The organism is Arachnia propionica (assembly GCF_003859805.1).
GTDB lineage: Bacteria > Actinomycetota > Actinomycetes > Propionibacteriales > Propionibacteriaceae > Arachnia > Arachnia propionica_C.
The window spans coordinates 273,495-291,540 of record NZ_RQZG01000001.1; the positions used below are offsets into that span (position 1 = coordinate 273,495).

Below are 18,046 nucleotides of genomic sequence, written 5' to 3' on the forward strand. Positions count from 1 at the left end.
GATCATCACTGCAACGCCGAGCGGTCCTGCCACTGTTCCCAGGTGTACATCCAGACCCCGATGCCCTCGGCAGGATCCATCTCCCGGTCCGATCCGGTGAACTCGACGACGTCGCCGACGTTGCTGCGCCCGTACAACCACCCGGCATTGTCGGTGCTGAGCCCGACACAGCCGTGGCTGACGTTCTCCCGACCCTGGCTGCCGACCGACCACGGCGCTGCATGGATGAACTCCCCGGTCCACGTGACCCGCATCGCGTACTTCACGTTGAGGTTGTAGGCCTCCCGACTTCCGGCCGGGATGTTGATGGTCTCGGAGTTCATCTGCCTCGAGTCGTTCTTCTCCAGGATGATCTTGGTGCCGGAGCGGGTGGTGAAGCCTTCCTTGCCCGTGGTGGAGGGCAGGGTGTTGACCACCTCGCCGTTCTCGACGACGGTCGTGGTGTGGTCGGCGATGTCGACCTTGATGATCCGCGCCACGTCGGAGACGGAGAAGTCGGCGTCGAGCGTCTTGCGCAGCCACGTGGAGTCGGTGGCCTGGACCCCGTCCCACGAGAAGTGCAGCTTCACCTTCGTGCCGGGTTGCCAGTACTCCTTGGGGCGCCACAGCAGTTCGGTGTCACTGAGCCAGCCCCACGACCCCTCCTGCGCGGGTTCGGTGGTGACAAAGGCGTGCTTCTCGATCTCGGCCCGGTAGGCCTCGCCGACCGGATGGTCGAACTTGACGTAGGCGGGCATCCCGACCCCAACCCCGTCGAACAGGTAGAGCACCTTGAAGCTGGCTTCCGGGCCGGGATTGACGGTCCGGATGGTGGCCTCCCGGGTCTGACCGTCGTCCAGGGTGACGGTCAGGGTGTACTCGGCGTTGAACTGGAGCGGTTCGTTGGGCGTCCAGCGATTCTCCGTGTACGCGCCGGGGACCTCCCCGGCGGCTCCCTTCAACGTCGCGGCCACCACGGTGGCGTTCTCGACGGTGAACTCCACGGGGTCGGCCGGGATGGCGGCCTCCTGTGACGTGGAGACCACGAGGGGTCCCGCCGTCGGGGTGGGGCTCGGCTCCGGGGAGGCAGTGGGCGACGGGGTGGCCGAGGCCGTGGCGCTGGGGGTCGCGCTCACACTCTCCGAGGCGATCGGTGGCGCCGACTCCGGCGTGGTCCGGGCACACGAGGAGGCCCCGATGAGAACCAGTGCTGTGAGCATGGCAGCGACGCAGGAACGCAGGGTCATGGCACATACAGTAGGCCGACGAGGGGTCCGCCACGAGTCCCGGACCACGCGATTGGCGTCCGAGCCCCAAGTGACGCTAAGCTGCAACGGTTGCCAACTGAGGTTGGCCTCGGGCTGTGGCGCAGCTTGGTAGCGCACTTGACTGGGGGTCAAGGGGTCGCAGGTTCAAATCCTGTCAGCCCGACCGAGAGAGGTCCCGGAAACCCGTGGGTTTCCGGGACCTTCTGGTTGAGGCGTGGGTCACGTCTTCTCTTTCGCTGGCCTCGACACGGAGACTTGTTCAGGCAAGCGGTCAGAGTGGCTCTGAACAGGTGCTTCGACGTTGCCTGAACGGGCCTTCCGGACTAGGGTACGCCGAACGGATGCGAGCGAAACCGAGACAGGGCAGGTGAAATCAACACGGTCACGAATCGCCGCCCTACTTTCATGGCAGCGTTGACATCGCGATCTCACCGAAGCAAAGCGGCGATTCGTGACCACCCCATCCTCCAGCCACCTTCTCCCGGCCCCTCCCGTCGGCCTCCTCGCGACGCTGATTCGCCTGCCTTGGATCGGAAACGCCTGCCTTCCGCCGTCAAGGCAGGCGAGCCGGGCCCAACACAGGCGAATCCGGGACGAGGCAGGCGAAACCACGACGGTCACGAAGTGCCGCGAACTCGTGGACCACCGCTACCTCAGCCGGGAAAACGGCGTCTACTGGGTGAACGCAGATCACATGCTGGAGAGATGCGCCAACGAGCGCCAGGAGGTCCCCCTCCTGGAGAACCAGCTCCGCATGCCCCGTCGCCCGGATCCCCTGAAGGAATGCGGCTCATTCCGGATGGTTCAGGACTCGGCGTGCTGCGACCTCGTGACCGCGTGATTGTGGGCCAGGGCAGCTTGGATCCAGAAGACCAGCCCCTCGTCGAGAACGCATTCCGGGTCCACGGCGATCCAACCAGGTCCCATGACGCGACCCCTCCCCATTTCCGCGGGGGCGGCCCCCGGCTCCGCGAGATACAGGTCATGGTCATCTGCCGCCACCCGCACCAGCAGACTGCCATTCCTGCGGACACTGACAATGATCTTGCCCCCCACCATGATGCAGCGGCCCCCGAACATCGGAACCTCCCGCACCTGCGTCTCTTCCTCCAGCAACGCATGGACACGTTCCACGAGTGTCGCCTGGGCCGCTGTCCCCTCCGCCACGGATCAGCCCTGCCCGGCGGGCCCGTAGGACAACCGGTCGAAGATCAGGACGTTCTCGACGATCCTGCCGTCACGCACGGTGAAGCATTCGGCAGCAGGGGCATCCCGGCTCGCCTCGGTGCGGGGGTGGTAGAACAGGGCGACGCGATCCCCTGCGGCGAACTCCGCGATCTCGCCGATCTCGATCACCCTGGGCGCGAATGCCGCGATGTACTCCCGGTAGGCGGTCTTGCCCTCGATGTCGCCTCCCGGGGCGCGGCACGAGATGTCATCGGCGACGTGGGTCATCGCGGCGTCGATGTCCCCCGACGTCCATGCGTGGTGGTAACTCTTCACGATGTCAAGGGCGGTCATGGTCGGCTCTCCTCTCTGTTCGGGGTCCGTGGTGGGGCAGCTGGTTTCTCGCCGAGAGGCTGCCAGTCATCCGCCCCGGGGGTGCCCCCTTCAGCAGCGATCTCGAGGCGTGGAAGGAAGTGTCCCCACCCGTGTGCATGTCCGGGCACCTCAGTGTCCGGCAGGTCGAAGTGGTGGAGATCGACTCGGGTTCCCGTCCCGACGGGGGTCAGCAGGAACTCAACCCGGGAGGCTCCAGCGGGCAGGTGGTCGTTGCCGGCGAATCCCCATGAGACGACGACGCGTCGGGGAGTCTCGACAACCAGGAACTCGCCCCGGACTGGGTAGCCCGCGACATCGACGCTGAAGCCTCCCCCGGGCCTGGGGTCAAGATCGGCGTACTGTCCGAGCCACGCGGTCAGTCCCTCGTTCGTGGTGAGGTACTCGAACACCGTCTCGGGGGTCGCCGCGATCTCGATGGAGTCCCGGAACTCAGCCACGTTCGACCTCCTCCCGTGCCTCGATGACGGACTTGAGTGTGGCCAACCGGTCCGGCCAGAAATCAGCCAGATAGGAACGCACGGCAGCCATACCGTCGGTGTTGAGCGCGTACAGCCGACGCGTGTGGTCCGCGGTGACGCTGGCCAGGCCTGCCCTGTGGAGGGTGCGCAGATGATGGGACGTGGTCTGTTGGGACAGGCCGACGGCCTCCGCGACGGCTCCCACCGGTTGTGGGCCCCCACGGATCACACTGAGGATGGCCCGGCGGTTGCCATCCGCCAGAGCACGGAAGGCCAGATCCATCTCCACTGCGGCCATGCGCCACCTCCTGTCCGGTGCCTCACGTTAACACAAACACTTATTTGTACTCAAGGCTGTTTGAAGAGCGAATGGCTCCGGTTCAGGCTGGCCCGGGCTAGAGGGTCACGGTTGCGCGGAGGTACTCCTGCCACCCCTCCCGGTCGGCGAGGGGCCGGGTGATACCGAGGGACTTCTGAACCGCCCTCAACGCGGTGCGGGTCTGGTCGTCCCACTGCCCCGTGATCTCGACCTGTGCTCCGTGGACATGCTGGAGGCTGGCCTGGACCAGTTGGACCTGCACCCGGGAATCCGAGGTGAACACCGTCGGTTCGTAGCCGTTCACGGAGTTGTCGACGTGGATGTGGTTGTCGTGGGCGCCGTCGTAGAGATAGGTCAGGGTGTGGGCGAAGCGGGCGTGCAGCGAGGCGGCCAGTCGCCAGTAGTTCCGCAGCTGATCCGCGGAACCGGGGCTCCACACGTCGTGGCGGCACGACACCTCTCCGTTGTCGTGAATGATCCGCCCGATGTCGAAGGCACGTCCGAGCTGATGGTAGGAACGGCACTTGTCGGTGAAGGCGCCGTAACTCCAGACCTCCCTCACCCCGCCGAATCCGCTCGCCTCGGCCCAGCCCTCGGCCCAGGCGTCCAGCCACTCGACGAACCGGGGTTCTGCCTGCATCGACACCAGGACGCCCTCGCTCTCATAGCCGAGGGCGGCGCCGCCCACCGTGGCGAACCTGTCGAGCGGCCCAGGCGTCCGGCACCCCTGGTCATCCGCTGGGGCAGGGGCGGCGGCGCCCGTGTCGGCGTTCCACCGGGAGGTGATGATCCGCTGCGCCAGCACGACCCCTCCCCCAACGACCGCCACCGCCCCGGCTCCGACCACGAGTCGCCGCCGGACATACACGCCTCTGTCGGCGTTTCGGTTGAAGGACTCCCCCATGGCGAGCGATGCTAAGGCGCTGACGGGGGTGTGACAAGGTGGACACATGACAGTTGCCCTCATTGATGTCCCAGAGTTGCACGCCCTCCTCGCCACGGGTGGGACCACGGTCCTCGACATCCGATACTCCGGTCCCGGAAGCGCTGGAGGGCGCGAGGCGTATGTGGCGGGTCACATCCCCGGGGCCGTCTTCGTGGACATGGACGACGAACTGGCCTCCCCAGCGGTCGGACCGGGCGGACGTCACCCGCTGCCGGATGCCCAGGACTTCCAGGAGGCGATGCGACGGGCCGGAGTGAGCAATGACCGGCCGGTGGTGATCTACGACGACTGGTTCTCCATCGCGGCCGCCCGGGCCTGGTGGCTGCTGCGACTCCACGGACACCGAGACGTCCGGGTGCTCGACGGGGGCTGGCGGGCATGGCGGGAGTCCTCGTCCCCGGTCGCCACCGGCGGCGAAGAGGTCTCCCCCTCCGACTTCACGCCCGCTCGCACCGACGTCGAGGCCATCGACGCCGAGGGCGCGGCCCACCTCGCCGCTGGAGGGGTGCTGCTCGACGCCCGACCCGCCAACCGGTTCCGCGGAGAGGACGAGACCGTCGATCCCGTCGCCGGGCACATCCCCGGCGCCCGCTCGCTGCCCGCGCTGGAACTCGTCGACGCCTCGGGCCGCCTCCTCGCGCCCGACGTTTTGCGGCACCGGTTCGAAGCGGCCGGGGCCGTCGCGAATCGGGTCGGGGTCTACTGCGGTTCCGGCATCCAGGCCGCACACGTCGCCCTGGCAGCCACCGTCGCGGGACTCCCCACCCCGGCGGTCTACGCCGGGTCCTGGAGCGACTGGATCACCGATCCGTCGCGTCCCGTGGCGACGGGTGAGTGACGAGCTCAGGAACGGTTCCTGTGCTTCTCCCGGGCGCGGATCTCGATGTGGACCGGGGAACCGACGAAGCCGAACTCCTCGCGCAGTCGTCGTTCGATGAAACGCACGTAGGTGGGGTCCAGCTGACCACTGGTGAACAGGGCGAAGGTGGGCGGACAGCTGTGGGCCTGGGTCCCGAACAGGATGCGGGGTTGTTTCCCGCCACGCACCGGGTGCGGGTGTGCAGCGGCCAGGCGCCCCAGGAAGGCGTTGAGCCTGCCCGTGGGGATGCGGGTCTCCCAGCCCTCGGCAGCAGTCTCGACGGCCCGGCTCAGCTTGTCGACGTTGCGGCCCGTCAGGGCGGAGATGTTGACGGTCGGTGCCCAGGTGAAGGCCACGAGGTCCCGTTCGATCTCGCGTTCCAGGTAGCGGCGTCGCTCCTCATCGGTCAGGTCCCACTTGTTGAATGCGATCACCAGTGCCCTGCCGGTGTCCTCCACGTTGCTCAGGATCCTGAGGTCCTGGTCGGTCACCGGCTGCGAGGCGTCGATGACCACGACGCAGACCTCGGCCCGCTCGATCGCGGTCTGGGTGCGCAGACTGGCGTAGAACTCATGTCCGGAGGCCTCCTTGACCCGCTTGCGGATGCCCGCGGTGTCGATGAGGCGGTACACCCGGCCCCCGACCTCGACGATCTCGTCCACCGGGTCGACGGTGGTGCCGGAGACGTCGGAGACCACCACGCGTCGCTGGTTCGCCACCTTGTTGAGCAGTGAGGACTTGCCGACGTTCGGTTTGCCGACGATGGCCACCCGACGGGGTCCGCCGATCTCCTCGAACCGTTCCTCCGGGGCCTGGGGCAGCACCTCCAGGATCGCGTCCAGGAGGTCACCCGAGCCGCGGCCGTGCACCGCCGAGACCGGGTGGGGCTCCCCCAGCCCGAGGTTCCACATCGTCGCCGCCATGGCCTCGTGGCGTTGGTCGTCCACCTTGTTCGCGGCCAGGATCACCGGTTTCCTCGAGCGACGCAGCACCTTGACCACGGCCTCGTCCTCGTCGAGGGTGCCGACGGTGGCATCGACGACGAACAGCACCGCATCCGCCATGGAGATGGCGAGCTCGGCCTGCTCGGCGATCTGCTGGGCCATCCCCTTCGCGTCCGAGACCCACCCTCCGGTGTCCACCAGGACGAACTCCCGGCCGTTCCAGTTGGCATCGTAGGAGACCCGGTCGCGGGTGACCCCGGGCACGTCCTGCACCACGGCCTCACGGCGCCCCAGGATCCGGTTGACCAGCGTGGACTTGCCGACGTTCGGCCGCCCCACCACCGCCACCACCGGCTTGATCGTGGTCTCCTCGCTCATCACGCCCTCCTTGCAATCAGCGCGACATCCTACCGGAGTGCGTCGGATCAGCACGGGGACGACATCACAAGCCTATTGACAAACGATCGATATCGATCGAGAATCGATACATGCCCCGCTCCGTCATCATCGCCCTGCGCATCGTCATGGTCCTGGCCGTCCTGGGAGTCATCGCCCTCCAGGGCCTCATCGTTCCGCTGGCCGCGTCAGAGGTGGTGACCGAGTTCCCCGAGGTCTCCCACCTGCAGTGGCCCTACCTCCTCCTCACGGACCTGGTGCTGGCCTGCTTCCTCCCCACCGCGCTGTCGGTCTGGATGCTGCTCGACCTCGTCTCCCGGCGGGACACCTTCACCCCACGTGCCCTCGGCTGGGTGGACCTGATCATCGGGTGTGCCGTCGTCGCGACGGTGCTCGCACTGGCGGGTGCGCTGCACCTCACCTGGCTCGGCATCGGCGGGCCGCCCGTGCTCCTGGTGCTCACGGGGTCCCTGCTGCTCGGTCCCGGATTCATCCTGCTCATGCTGGTGCTGCGTCATCTCCTGAAGGACGCCACGGCGCTTCGCACCGAACTGGCGGAGGTGATCTGATGGGGGTCGTCGTCGATCTCGACCTGCTGCTGGCCAGACGCAGACTCAGCGTCGGTGAGTTCGCCTCGGCCATCGGGATCACCCCGGCGAACGTGGCGGTGCTGAAGAACGGTCGCGCCAAGGCGATCCGGTTCTCCACCCTGGAGGCCATCTGTCGGGTCCTGGAGTGTCAGCCCGGGGATCTGCTCCGGTACGAGGCCGACGAGCACGCCTGATATCCTTCTCGGGCACGACTTCTTGAAGGAAGGCTGACCGTTGAAGCTCCTGGTTCTGCGCTGACCCCGCGCCACCTCGTCGAGTCCCGGACTCCGAGCGGCGCACCCACCAGACCGCATCCAGGAGCCCCCGTGCCGTCATCCTTCGTCCTGACCCACCTCACGTTCGCCTTCGAGGCCACCGCACCGTTGCTCGACGACGTCACCCTGACCATCCCGGCCGCCCGTCTCGGGGTGGTCGGACGCAACGGCGCCGGCAAGTCCACCCTGCTGAAGCTGCTCGCCGGCGAGCTCTCCCCCACGACGGGCTCCATCCAGGCCCCGGAGCATCTCGCCCACCTGCCCCAGGATCTGTTGCAGCGAGGAGATCTCACCGTCGCGGCGCTGCTGGGCATCGAGGAGATCCTCGCCGCCCTCGGCCGGATCGAGGCCGGGAGCATCGATGTCGCCGACCACGAGACCGTCGGGGATCGCTGGGACGTCGCCTCCCGTGCCGTCGCCCTGCTCTCGGCCCGGGTTCCCAGCCTGGTCGGTGACGATGTCCTGCATCGCACGTTGGAGACCCTCTCCGGGGGCGAGATCATGCTGACGGCCCTCGCCGGGCTGGAACTCTCCGGCGCACGCACCCTGCTGCTCGATGAGCCGACCAACAACCTCGACCGGGAGGCCCGTGCCGCCCTCCACGAGTGGGTCGACCGGTGGCGGGGTGGACTGGTCGTGGTGAGCCACGACATCGCGTTGCTGCGCCGGATGACTCACATCCTCGAGGTCGACTCGGGTGCCCTGACGCTGTGGGGTGGCAACCACGACCACTGGCAGGAGCAGTCCCGCCTGCAGGCAGCGGCAGCCGAGCAACGGGTCCGTGACGCCGAACGCAGACTACGCGCCGAACAGCGGGAACGGATGCACGTCCAGACGGCCACCGCACGTCAGGAACGACGTGACGGCTGGCGGTTCGCCACCGTCGCGCAGGGGCCGAGACTGTCCGACCCCGAGCTCAGGTCCAGGGCCGAAGGGCGTCGTGACCGGGCCAACCGACGTGCGGCCCAGAAGGTCCAGGCGGCCCGCGAGGAGCTGATCCGCGCCGAGGAGGCCGTCACCGGTCGAGAGTCCATCCGGGTGGATGTCCCCGAGATCCGTCGCGCCCGTGGAAGACTGCTCGCCGAGCTGGGAGAACCACCAGGGACCCTCACGGTGCGCGGCGGGGACCGCATCGCCCTGATCGGGGCCAACGGCGTCGGCAAGACGACACTGCTCCACCGGGCCCGGCTGTCGACGACCCGGGTCGGGTGGCTCGATCAACGCCTGGAACTGCCCACAGGCCGTTCAGCTCTCGAGTGCCTGAGCATGAGCAACCCCGAGGCCACCGAACGCGAAGGGCGTGCACTGCTCGCCCGGTTCCTGCTCCGCGGCGAGGTCGTGGAGCGGCCGGTGGAGACCCTGTCCGGAGGGGAACGCTTCCGGGTGTCCCTGGCCCGGGTCCTGCTGGCTGCTCCCCCACCCGAGCTGCTGCTGCTCGATGAACCGACCAACAATCTGGATCTGGACACGACGGAGGCCTTGATCGAGGCACTGGCCCAGTACCGGGGAGCGCTGGTGGTGGTCACCCACGACGACGCGCTGCTGGAACGCCTGGACCTCCACGCCGTCCACACGGTCACCGCACCGGGACAACTGCGCCCCGCTCAGACCTGATTGGCCAGCACGTGGAAGGCCGGTTCCTCGTAGGGATGGGCCTCGCGCAGCGCGGCGACCACCGGTCCACGCAGGCTTCGGGGAAAGGTGAGCTCCACCCGGTTCTCCGCAACGAGCTCCAGGTTCCCGACCTCTCCGATGGCGGGGTTCGCCCCGGTGAGGGGACGGAACTGGCCAACCCCCGGAGCCACGAAGGCGCACGAGTCATACGCCCCGATCGCCCCGGCACCGACGGCGAACAGGGCCTCCAGCACCTGGTCGGTGTCGGGGATCGGCACGTAGAACACCAGCACGTCGAGTGGTTCAGCCATGTGCGCCCGCCAGGTCCAGCACCGCCTCGACCACCTCGTCGAGCGTGAGATCGGTGGAGTCGATGGTGACCACCCCGTCGGTGGCCACGGTGAAGTTCGACACCGTGGAGTCCTCGCGGTCCCGACCCATGATGGAGTCCGTGACGACCCGGTGGTCCACCTCGGCGAGTTCCGCGGCACGACGCCGGATCCGGGCCTCGGGATCGGCGGTGAGCAGCAGCCGGACCTGGGCCTCAGGGGCCACGACGGTGGTGATGTCGCGCCCCTCCACCACGATCCGTCGGTTGTGGGCCGCGATGATCTCACGCATCCGTGCGATGAGGTGACGGCGCACCTCGGGGATCCGGGCGACGGCGGAGACCGACGCCGAGATCTCCGGCTCGCGGATCTCGTCGGTCACGTCGCGCCCAGCGATCGTGACCCTCGGCCGGTCCGGGTCCGTGGCGATCCGGAGATCACTGCTCAGGGCGATCCCTGTGATGGCCTCGGTGTCGTCGTGGTCTGCTCCCAGACGTCGCACCTCGCAGGCGACGGCGCGGTACATCGCGCCGGTGTCGAGATGGGCCAGGTTCAGCCGCCTGGCCACCTCCTTCGCCGTGGAGGACTTGCCGACCCCGCTCGGGCCGTCCATCGCGATGACGAGATCACCCATCAGATCCCCTTCCGATCCAGCCAGGCACGCCAGCCCCGTTCCTCCAGGTCCTCCCGGAACTGTTGGGCCCGGGGACGTTCCACCGAGATCGACAGGTAGCCGACCTCCCGCACCGCGTCATGGGTCAACTCGAAGTCCTCGACGTTGAAACCGAAGTCACCGACATCGTTGAACAGGCGGGTCAGCGCACGTGGTTCATCAGGGATCTCGACGGTGACCACGGCCAGGTCCAGGGGCTCCTGACCGTGCTTGCCCCGCAGGGCCTGCGCCCCGTGCTGACCGAGCCTGAGGAATGCCTCCAACGGCTCCGCCTGGTCCAGCACCCCGATCAGGTACTGGAGGTCCGCGGCCACCTCCTGCAGTTCCTTGCGGATGGCGGTGGCATTGGTGGTGATGATCTGCCGCCACAGGGCAGGGTCGGAGCCCGCGATCCGGGTCACGTCCCGGATCCCCTGCCCGGCCAGGCGGAGGTTCTCCCCGGGTACTCCTCGCAGATGGGAGGCGGTGAGGATGCTCATCAGATGCGGCACGTGACTGACCTGGGCCACCGCCTCGTCGTGCAGCTCCGGGGACAGCTCGATCACCCGGGCGCCGACGGAGCACGCCAGCTCCCTGACGGCCGCCACGGCCTGCGGGGTGTTCCCGGCCTGGGCGGTGATCGCCCAGGTGCGGTCCTCGAACAACCGGGCCGTGGCCGTCAACGGCCCGGTGAACTGCGAACCGGCCATCGGGTGGCTCGGGACGTAGCGTTCGGCGTGTTCGCAGGTCAGACCCACCGCCTCGATGATCGAGCTCTTGACCGAGCCCACATCGGTGACCACGGCCTCCGGGAAGCGGATCAGGCTGTGCCGCACCACCTCGGCGACACTGGCCGGAGGCGTGGCGACCACAACCACCTCGATGCCGTCCTCACCGGCGTAGACCTCGCCACCGCCGAGACCGGCGGCCACGCGGGCGTGGGAGGGGTTGAGGTCCTCCAGGAAGACCTCGTGCCCGGCCCCGACCAGGGCCAGGCCGAGTGAGGAACCGACCAGCCCCGTCCCGATGACCAGCACCCGCATCAGGACGACTCCGGCATGTTGAGCGGGCGGGGTCCGTGGTAGTCCGGACCGTAGGCACCGGGAGCGGGACGACGTCTGCGGATCGGGGCGGTGACCCCGGGGGCCAGACGTCGTGAGAAGACCAGGAAACCGGTGTGCGCGGAGGTGCCGTGACCGGGACGGATCGCCAAGCCCTCGGCGTGCCAGTCACGCACCATGGTCTCGGTGGCCGTGGGTTCGGTGAACCCGCCATGGGCACGGAAGGTGTCCATCACCCGTCCCAGCTGGGTGGAGGTCGCGACGTAGCAGCAGATCACCCCGCCGGGGATGAGTCGTTCCCCGACCGCGTCGATGCACTCCCACGGGGCCAGCATGTCGAGGATCGCCCGGTCGATGGGTTCGTCGGCGATCACCTCGACGAGATCGCCGACGGTGATCTCCCACGCCGGATGCGTGCCGCCGATGAAGTTCTCGACGTTGGTGCGGGCGACATCGGCGAACTGCTGCCGTCGCTCGTAGCTGTGGAGCCGACCCTCGGGCCCGATGGCACGCAGCAGGGCCAGGGTGAGGGCCCCGGACCCGACCCCTGCCTCCAGCACCCGGGCACCCGGGAAGATGTCGGTCCACATGAGGATCTGGGCCGCATCCTTGGGGTAGATCACGGCTGCGTCCCGCGGCATCGAGACCATGTACTCGTTGAGGATCGGCCGCAGCACCAGGTACTCCACCCCACCGACGGAGCGCACGGTGACCCCCTCGGGGCCACCGATCAGGTCGTCGTGGCTGACCGCCCCCTTCGTGGTGTGCCACACCGCTCCCGGTGTCAGGACGATGGACCTGCGACGCCCCTTCGGGTCGGTGAGGGTGACCCTCTCCCCCGCCTCGAGGTTGCCACCCCGAACTCCTGACAGGTTCACCACTGGCTCCTCCAGATCTCGCTGAGCTCATCCCATCCCAGTCCGACCAGTCCCTCGGGACGGATCACCCGGCGCGGTGCCGGCTCCACCGGGATCAGGGTCGGCACCGCCAGCACCGCGGCACCGGCGGCGAGGCCGGCTGCAGTGCCGGGGACGGAGTCCTCCAGGATCAGCACCTCGTGCGGCGCCACCCCGAGCCGCTCCATGGCCAGCAGGTAGCCTTCCGGGTCCGGTTTGGTGCGGCTGACGTCGTCGCCGTCGATGATGAACTCGAATTCCGGCAGCGCCTGCGCCACCACCGTCATGATCCGTTTGACACTCGCGGTGACCATGGCGCATCGCACCCCGTGTGTCACCAGGTCGGCCAACAGCTCACGAGCCCCTGGCAGCCAGGGGATCTCCCCGGCGGCGAAACGGTCACAGATGCGCTGGTGCAGTTCCTCGTGGACCTCCGCCGTGCTCATCGCACCGCCGAGCGCCTCCGACATCAGACGTGAGGTGCGGATCGCCGGCTGACCACAGTGGTCGAGGTACCACTGCTCCGGCATGGTCACGCCGTGACGCGCCATGATGTCCTGCTCGTGCTCGGTCCACATGGGTTCGGAGTCCACGAGGGTACCGTCGAAGTCCCACAGGACCGCCTTGGGTCGGGCCAGCTCGGTCATGTCTCCTCAGTTCGCGTTGAAGTACTTGGCCTGCGGGTGGTGCACCACCATCGCATCGGTGGACTGCTCGGGGTGCAGCTGCAACTCCTCGGATAGGTCCACACCGATGCGGGACGGCTCCAGCAGTCGGACCAGGGTGATCCGGTCCTCCATGTTCGGGCAGGCGGGATAGCCGAACGAGTACCGCGACCCCCGGTAGGCCTGGTCCCGGATCGCCTCGTCGATGCTTGCGTCCCAGGAGGCGAGACCGAGCTCCGTGCGGATCCGATGGTGCCAGTGCTCGGCCAGGGCCTCGGTCAACTGCACCGACAGACCGTGCAGCTCCAGGTACTCCCGGTAGTGGTTGCCCTCGAAGAGTCGCTGGGTTCCCCGGACCACCTCGGAGCCCATCGTCACCAACTGGAGGGCGTAGGTGTCCGGACCCAGTTCGGCGGCCTCCTCCGCATTGCGGAAGAAATCGGCCAGGCAGAGCCGTTTGCCCCGTCGCTGCCGGGGGAACTCGAAACGCTCGATCTGCCGCCCAGGATCCTCCGGGTGTCCCAGGATCAGGGTGTTGCCCTCCGAGTGGGCCGGGAAGTAGCCGTAGACGACGGAGAAGTTCGCCAGGTGTTCGGTGGCGATCCGGTCCAGCCACATCCGGAGTCGTGGCCTGCCCTCGGTCTCAACCAGCTCCTCGTAGCTCGGCCCGTCCTTGACCGGCTTGAGCCCCCACTGTCCCATGAAGGTGGCACGGTGATCGAGCCACTGCGCCACATCGGCGATGGGGATGCCCCGGACCACCCGGGTTCCCCAGAACGGTGGTTCCGGAACATCGACGCCACGTTCCACCGCCTCGGAGGTCCGGGTGTCGATCTCGTCGGGCTCAGCGATCTCCACCTTGGTGAAACGCCGCTTCCGTGGTTCGGGCAGTGCTGCCCCGGGGATGCCCTGTTTGACGGCCATGACGGCATCCATGAGAGCCAGTCCCTCGAAGGCATCCTTGGCGTATCGCACCTCACCGTTGAACATGTCGTTGAGGTCGTGCTCGACGAAGGCCCGTGTGAGAGCGGCCCCACCGAGGAGCACCGGGTACTTCTCGGCGAGTCCGAGCCGGTTCAACTCCGCCAGGTTGTCCTTCATGACGAGGGTCGACTTCACGAGCAGGCCGGACATCCCGATGGCGTCCGCCCCGTGTTCCTCCGCGGCATCGACGATCGCCTGGATCGGCTGCTTGATGCCGATGTTGATGACCGTGTAGCCGTTGTTGGAGACGATGATGTCGACGAGGTTCTTCCCGATGTCATGGACGTCACCTCGCACCGTCGCGAGCACGAGGGTGCCCTTGCCGGAACCGCCCTCCACCTTCTCCATGTGGGGTTCCAGGTGGATGACGGCTGCCTTCATCACCTCGGCGGACTGGAGCACGAAGGGCAGCTGCATCGCTCCGGAACCGAAGAGCTCGCCCACGACCTTCATCCCACCGAGCAGGTCCTCGTTGATGATCTCCAACGCCGACTTCTCGAGCAGGGCCTCGTCCAGGTCGGCCTCGAGGCCCTTGGCCTCACCGTCGATGACGCGCCGCCCGAGACGCTCCGACAGCGGCAGTGCGGCCAGCTCGGCAGCACGGGAGGCACGCACCGACGAGGCCGTGACCCCCTCGAAGAGCTCGAGGAACCGGGTGAGCGGATCGTAGTCCTCGCGACGGCGATCCCACACCAGGTCCAGGGCCACCTCCCGCTGCTCCTCGGGGATCCGCTCCATCGGCAGGATCTTCGCGGAGTGGACGATGGCCGAGTCCAGACCGGCAGCGACGCATTCGTGGAGGAACACGGAGTTCAGCACCATGCGGGCAGCCGGGTTGAGACCGAAGGAGATGTTGGAGACCCCCAACGTGGTCCGGACCCCGGGGTGGCGACGCTTCAGCTCCCGGATCGCCTCGATGGTCTCGATGCCGTCGCGACGGGTCTCCTCCTGACCGGTCGCGATGGGGAAGGTCAGGCAGTCCACCAGGATGTCACCGACATCCATCCCCCAGACCTGCGTCAGGTCCTCGATCAGCCGGGAGGCGACCCGCACCTTCCAGTCCGCGGTGCGGGCCTGCCCCTCCTCGTCGATGGTCAGGGCGACCACGGCCGCGCCGTGTTCCGCGACCAGGGGCATGATCCTGGCGAAACGGGACCCGGGTCCGTCCCCGTCCTCGTAGTTGACGGAGTTGATGATGCAACGCCCCGGCAGTCTCTCCAGCCCGGCCTCGAGCACCTGGTGCTCGGTGGAGTCGATCACCACCGGCAGGGTCACGGCGGTGGCGAGCCGGCCGGCGATCTGGTGCATGTCCGAGGCACCGTCACGTCCGACGTAGTCGACGCACAGGTCGAGCACGTGGGCACCGTCACGGGCCTGGGCCTTCGCGATCTCCACGCACTCGTCCCAGCGTTCCTGGAGCATGGCCTCCCGGAACGCCTTGGAGCCGTTCGCGTTGGTCCGTTCCCCGATGTTGAGGAAGGCGAGGTCCTGATGGAACGGCACCTCGACGTACAGGGACGAACAGGTTCGCTCCCCGGTCACGTCGCGACCGCGGACCTCACGGCCACTGAACCTCTCGGCGAGCAGCTGGATGTGCTCCGGGGTGGTGCCACAACATCCACCGATGACGCTGAGGCCGTACTCGTCGACGAAGGAGTCGACGGCCTCGGCCATGGACTCGGGTCCCAGAGGATAGACCGCTCCGTCCGGGGTCAGCTCGGGCAGGCCGGCATTGGGCATGACACCGATCCCGCACGCGGCATTGCGGGACAGGTACCGCAGGTGCTCACTCATCTCCACGGGACCGGTGGCACAGTTGAGACCGATCACATCCACCTCGAGCGCCTCCAGCGCCGATCGTGCCGCACCGATCTCGGAACCGAGCAGCATCGACCCGGTGGTCTCCACGGTCACGTTGACGAGGATCGGCAGATCCACCCCGGCCTTGGTGCGTGCTCGCTTCGCACCGATGACGGCCGCCCTGGCCTGGAGCAGGTCCTGACAGGTCTCGACCTGCACCGCGTCGATCCCGCCACGGATCATGGCCATGACCTGACGCTCGTAACAGTCCCGCAGCTCGGCGAAGCCGATGTGTCCGAGACTGGGCAACTTCGTTCCGGGGCCCATCGAGCCGAGCACGAAACGGGGCTTGTCGGTGAACCCGTCGGCCACCTGGCGAGCGATCCGGGCCCCGGCCTCCGCGAGCTCCTCCAGCCGATCCACGATGTCGTACTCGGCCAGGGCCGCCAGGTTGGTGCCGAAGGTGTTGGTCTCCACACAGTCCGATCCCGCCGCGAAGTAGGCACGGTGGACGGCGGCGACGACATCGGGGCGGGTGAGGTTCAGCACCTCGTTGCAGCCCTCCAGGCCCTGGAAGTCCCGTTCGAGGTCGAGATCCCCCTGGGCCTGCAGCATCGTGCCCATGGCACCATCCGCCACGAGGACACGGGATGTCAGCAGATCACGCAGAGTCGTCACGGCGGGTCATCCTACAGGTCCGCCCAGTTGCGGATCAGGACGATGGCCAGGGACAACGGTCCGGGCAGGGTGAGTCTGCCCTCGACGACCGCGCGATCCAGCTCCTCCCGGGTGTGGAACCTCCCCCACGCCAGCTCACGACGGTCCAGGTTGAGCCCTGCCGCATCGGCGCGGGCGGTGAAACCGAGCATCAGGGAACGTGGGAACGGCCAGGGTTGGGTGCTGACGAAGCTCATCTCCTCCACCTCCAGCCCGGTCTCCTCCAGGATCTCACGGTGCACCGCCTGCTCCGCCGATTCCCCGGCCTCGATGAACCCGGCCTGGACGGAGACCCGGTTGCCGGGCCAGGCGCGGGCATGGGTCAACAACAGTCGATCGTCATGATCGGTGACGGCGACGATGACCGCCGGGTCCGTGCGGGGGAACACCTGGGCGCCACAGGCCGAGCACCGCCTGCTCGCGCCGGCACGCTCAGCTCGCGTGGCCGCACCGCACCGCATGCAGGTCGGGCGACTCCCGTGCCACTGTGACAGTGCCAGGGCTGCGAAGGCCAGCTGGGTCTGCTCGTCGGTGAGGTCGAGGTCCCGCACGTCCCGCCCCGCCTCGGCGTCGCGACGGACCCACCAGAAATCGTCACCGACCTGCCCGAGGAACAGGTCACCGGGTTGCCTGCCTCCCGTCAGGGCGGTGCTGTGCAACCCGGCCTCCGTTGCCTGGACACGTCCATGGTGATCGAGGTGGAGGCAGTTCGTCCGGGCGGAACGGGCGATCTCGTCGAGGAATGCCTCATCGTCACGCCACTCGTCACGACGATCGAGGTGGGAGACCTGCTGCCAGTGAGTCACCCTGCAGAGTCTAGCGATCTGCCGTGGTCCCGCCCGGCGTCACGGAAACCGGCCCGCCACACGAAACCGACCGTACAGAGCAGAGCGGTGGTGGAGAGCACGGCCCACCAGGGGAAACGTGGCAGCTCGGAACTCCTCAGGGCGGCCGCGACATCCTGCTCGGGGGTCGGCAGCACACGTTCCCCGAGCACGAGGATCCGGTGCGAGTTGATGCCGAGTGGGGTGCAGGTGACGAGGGTGACCAGGTCGCGTCCCTCCTGGGCCCGCAGTGACTGCGACTCCTCCGGCGCGACGACCTGCGTCGCACGCACCTCGTAGACCAGGACCTCACCGAAGGTCTCCAGGGTGAACCGGTCACCCACCTGGACCCGGTCCAGGTTCGTGAACATCGTCGCCTCCGCGAGACCGCGGTGTGCGGTGATGACGGCATGCGTCGAGGGGCCCCCCACCGGCAGCGAGGTGCCACGGAGGTGACCTGCCCCACGCAGCAGTGCGACGTCCGAGGTGCCGTGGTACACGGGCAGGTCCACGTCGATGCTGGGGACACGGATGCGGGACATGATCTCGGCGGGACCATTGAGCAGATCCCAGTACTCGGATCCGACCTCGTCCCCCACCCCGGTCGGCACATGGGTGTTGGCCTCGACGATGGCCCCGAAACTGAGCTTCTCGTTGTAGCTGGCTGCCTCGCTCAGGGCGGCATCAGGGGTCTCGACCCGGTCGGCGGACGCCTCCTGCTCGGCGAGGGCCTGACGGTTGTAGGCGTCGATCAGTCTGGACTGCTCGTACTGGTGCAACCACGAGGCGGCCGGGGTGTAGGTGAGCAGTCCGATCCCGATCAGCGCGCACCCGGCGGCGACCCAGGTCAGGAGACCGGGACGCCACCGGGCGGGACGAGGACCACGGCGGGAACGCATCAGGTCCT

17 protein-coding genes, 1 tRNA gene and 1 pseudogene are annotated in these 18,046 nt (G+C 67.9%); 5 read left to right on the forward strand and 14 right to left on the reverse strand.

Annotated features, from left to right (window positions below):
* Positions 1-5 precede the first annotated feature (5 nt).
* Positions 6-1,226: a L,D-transpeptidase gene (locus EII34_RS01365; protein ID WP_124842011.1), complete on the reverse strand. Its 1,221-nt coding sequence runs from the start codon at positions 1,224-1,226 to the stop codon at positions 6-8.
* Positions 1,227-1,336: 110 nt separating this feature from the next.
* Between EII34_RS01365 and EII34_RS01370 the strand changes: the two genes are divergently transcribed.
* Positions 1,337-1,410 (forward strand) — tRNA-Pro (locus EII34_RS01370).
* A 641-nt stretch (positions 1,411-2,051) separates the two neighbouring features.
* On the opposite strand, the gene EII34_RS01375 is transcribed toward EII34_RS01370, so the two are convergent.
* From EII34_RS01375 to EII34_RS01395, 5 genes are all read right to left on the reverse strand, one after another.
* Positions 2,052-2,381 carry a TfoX/Sxy family protein gene (locus EII34_RS01375; RefSeq protein WP_260425007.1) on the reverse strand — a complete coding sequence of 110 codons (330 nt, stop codon included), beginning with the start codon at positions 2,379-2,381 and terminating at the stop codon, positions 2,052-2,054.
* Between the two features lie 36 nt (positions 2,382-2,417).
* The gene (locus tag EII34_RS01380) at positions 2,418-2,768 is read right to left on the reverse strand and encodes a nuclear transport factor 2 family protein (RefSeq protein WP_124842014.1); all 351 of its coding nucleotides are present in this window, start codon (positions 2,766-2,768) and stop codon (positions 2,418-2,420) included.
* The gene (locus EII34_RS01385; RefSeq protein ID WP_124842017.1) at positions 2,765-3,247 is read right to left on the reverse strand and encodes an SRPBCC family protein; all 483 of its coding nucleotides are present in this window, start codon (positions 3,245-3,247) and stop codon (positions 2,765-2,767) included. The genes EII34_RS01380 and EII34_RS01385 overlap by 4 nt, the downstream gene beginning before the upstream one ends.
* Positions 3,240-3,566 carry an ArsR/SmtB family transcription factor gene (locus tag EII34_RS01390; RefSeq protein WP_124842019.1) on the reverse strand — a complete coding sequence of 109 codons (327 nt, stop codon included), beginning with the start codon at positions 3,564-3,566 and terminating at the stop codon, positions 3,240-3,242. Before EII34_RS01390 ends, EII34_RS01385 begins: the two co-directional genes overlap by 8 nt.
* A 97-nt stretch (positions 3,567-3,663) precedes the next feature.
* Positions 3,664-4,491 carry a hypothetical protein gene (locus EII34_RS01395; protein WP_124842022.1) on the reverse strand — a complete coding sequence of 276 codons (828 nt, stop codon included), beginning with the start codon at positions 4,489-4,491 and terminating at the stop codon, positions 3,664-3,666.
* Positions 4,492-4,537: 46 nt separating this feature from the next.
* On the opposite strand from EII34_RS01395, the gene EII34_RS01400 reads away from it, so the two are divergent.
* Positions 4,538-5,371: a sulfurtransferase gene (locus tag EII34_RS01400; RefSeq protein ID WP_124842026.1), complete on the forward strand. Its 834-nt coding sequence runs from the start codon at positions 4,538-4,540 to the stop codon at positions 5,369-5,371.
* 5 nt (positions 5,372-5,376) lie between these two features.
* Here EII34_RS01400 and der read toward each other — a convergent pair whose 3' ends face one another.
* Positions 5,377-6,714, reverse strand: a complete 1,338-nt coding sequence (gene der / locus EII34_RS01405; protein WP_124842028.1) for a ribosome biogenesis GTPase Der — start codon at positions 6,712-6,714, stop codon at positions 5,377-5,379.
* 110 nt (positions 6,715-6,824) lie between these two features.
* Here der and EII34_RS01410 point away from each other — a divergent pair, with 110 nt between their 5' ends.
* The 3 genes from EII34_RS01410 (at position 6,825) to EII34_RS01420 (ending at position 9,211) form a co-directional block, all read left to right on the forward strand.
* Positions 6,825-7,301 carry a DUF2975 domain-containing protein gene (locus EII34_RS01410; protein ID WP_124842031.1) on the forward strand — a complete coding sequence of 159 codons (477 nt, stop codon included), beginning with the start codon at positions 6,825-6,827 and terminating at the stop codon, positions 7,299-7,301.
* Positions 7,301-7,516 (forward strand): helix-turn-helix domain-containing protein, encoded by a 216-nt coding sequence (locus EII34_RS01415; protein WP_124842034.1) that lies wholly within the window; start codon positions 7,301-7,303, stop codon positions 7,514-7,516. The genes EII34_RS01410 and EII34_RS01415 overlap by 1 nt, the downstream gene beginning before the upstream one ends.
* 132 nt (positions 7,517-7,648) lie before the next feature.
* Positions 7,649-9,211: an ABC-F family ATP-binding cassette domain-containing protein gene (locus tag EII34_RS01420; RefSeq protein WP_124842036.1), complete on the forward strand. Its 1,563-nt coding sequence runs from the start codon at positions 7,649-7,651 to the stop codon at positions 9,209-9,211.
* On the opposite strand, the gene EII34_RS01425 is transcribed toward EII34_RS01420, so the two are convergent.
* From EII34_RS01425 to EII34_RS01455, 7 genes and pseudogenes are all read right to left on the reverse strand, one after another.
* Positions 9,202-9,522: a YqfO family protein gene (locus EII34_RS01425; protein WP_124842039.1), complete on the reverse strand. Its 321-nt coding sequence runs from the start codon at positions 9,520-9,522 to the stop codon at positions 9,202-9,204. The genes EII34_RS01420 and EII34_RS01425 overlap by 10 nt on opposite strands.
* Positions 9,515-10,174, reverse strand: a complete 660-nt coding sequence (gene cmk / locus EII34_RS01430; RefSeq protein ID WP_124842041.1) for a (d)CMP kinase — start codon at positions 10,172-10,174, stop codon at positions 9,515-9,517. The genes EII34_RS01425 and cmk overlap by 8 nt, the downstream gene beginning before the upstream one ends.
* Entirely contained in the window at positions 10,174-11,235 is a 1,062-nt protein-coding gene (locus tag EII34_RS01435) for a prephenate dehydrogenase (RefSeq protein ID WP_124842044.1), read from the reverse strand. The genes cmk and EII34_RS01435 overlap by 1 nt, the downstream gene beginning before the upstream one ends.
* Positions 11,235-12,796, reverse strand: a pseudogene (locus EII34_RS16675) (HAD-IA family hydrolase). Before EII34_RS16675 ends, EII34_RS01435 begins: the two are co-directional and overlap by 1 nt.
* Before the next feature lie 6 nt (positions 12,797-12,802).
* Positions 12,803-16,276, reverse strand: coding sequence for a methionine synthase (metH, locus tag EII34_RS01445; RefSeq protein ID WP_124842047.1), 3,474 nt, complete (start codon positions 16,274-16,276; stop codon positions 12,803-12,805).
* An 11-nt stretch (positions 16,277-16,287) separates the two neighbouring features.
* The gene (gene nudC / locus EII34_RS01450) at positions 16,288-17,121 is read right to left on the reverse strand and encodes an NAD(+) diphosphatase (RefSeq protein ID WP_185711115.1); all 834 of its coding nucleotides are present in this window, start codon (positions 17,119-17,121) and stop codon (positions 16,288-16,290) included.
* Positions 17,118-18,038: a class C sortase gene (locus EII34_RS01455; protein ID WP_124842053.1), complete on the reverse strand. Its 921-nt coding sequence runs from the start codon at positions 18,036-18,038 to the stop codon at positions 17,118-17,120. The genes nudC and EII34_RS01455 overlap by 4 nt, the downstream gene beginning before the upstream one ends.
* Positions 18,039-18,046: the final 8 nt, after the last annotated feature.

Coding starts and splice junctions, on each gene's coding strand:
- der (WP_124842028.1), bottom strand. CDS start 6,714: ATGAGCGAGGAGACCACGATCAAGCCGGTGGTGGCGGTGGTGGGGCGG.
- EII34_RS01390 (WP_124842019.1), bottom strand. CDS start 3,566: ATGGCCGCAGTGGAGATGGATCTGGCCTTCCGTGCTCTGGCGGATGGC.
- EII34_RS01380 (WP_124842014.1), bottom strand. CDS start 2,768: ATGACCGCCCTTGACATCGTGAAGAGTTACCACCACGCATGGACGTCG.
- EII34_RS01435 (WP_124842044.1), bottom strand. CDS start 11,235: ATGCGGGTGCTGGTCATCGGGACGGGGCTGGTCGGTTCCTCACTCGGC.
- EII34_RS01395 (WP_124842022.1), bottom strand. CDS start 4,491: ATGGGGGAGTCCTTCAACCGAAACGCCGACAGAGGCGTGTATGTCCGG.
- EII34_RS01365 (WP_124842011.1), bottom strand. CDS start 1,226: ATGACCCTGCGTTCCTGCGTCGCTGCCATGCTCACAGCACTGGTTCTC.
- EII34_RS01410 (WP_124842031.1), top strand. CDS start 6,825: ATGCCCCGCTCCGTCATCATCGCCCTGCGCATCGTCATGGTCCTGGCC.
- EII34_RS01425 (WP_124842039.1), bottom strand. CDS start 9,522: ATGGCTGAACCACTCGACGTGCTGGTGTTCTACGTGCCGATCCCCGAC.
- EII34_RS01415 (WP_124842034.1), top strand. CDS start 7,301: ATGGGGGTCGTCGTCGATCTCGACCTGCTGCTGGCCAGACGCAGACTC.
- EII34_RS01455 (WP_124842053.1), bottom strand. CDS start 18,038: ATGCGTTCCCGCCGTGGTCCTCGTCCCGCCCGGTGGCGTCCCGGTCTC.
- EII34_RS01400 (WP_124842026.1), top strand. CDS start 4,538: ATGACAGTTGCCCTCATTGATGTCCCAGAGTTGCACGCCCTCCTCGCC.
- cmk (WP_124842041.1), bottom strand. CDS start 10,174: ATGGGTGATCTCGTCATCGCGATGGACGGCCCGAGCGGGGTCGGCAAG.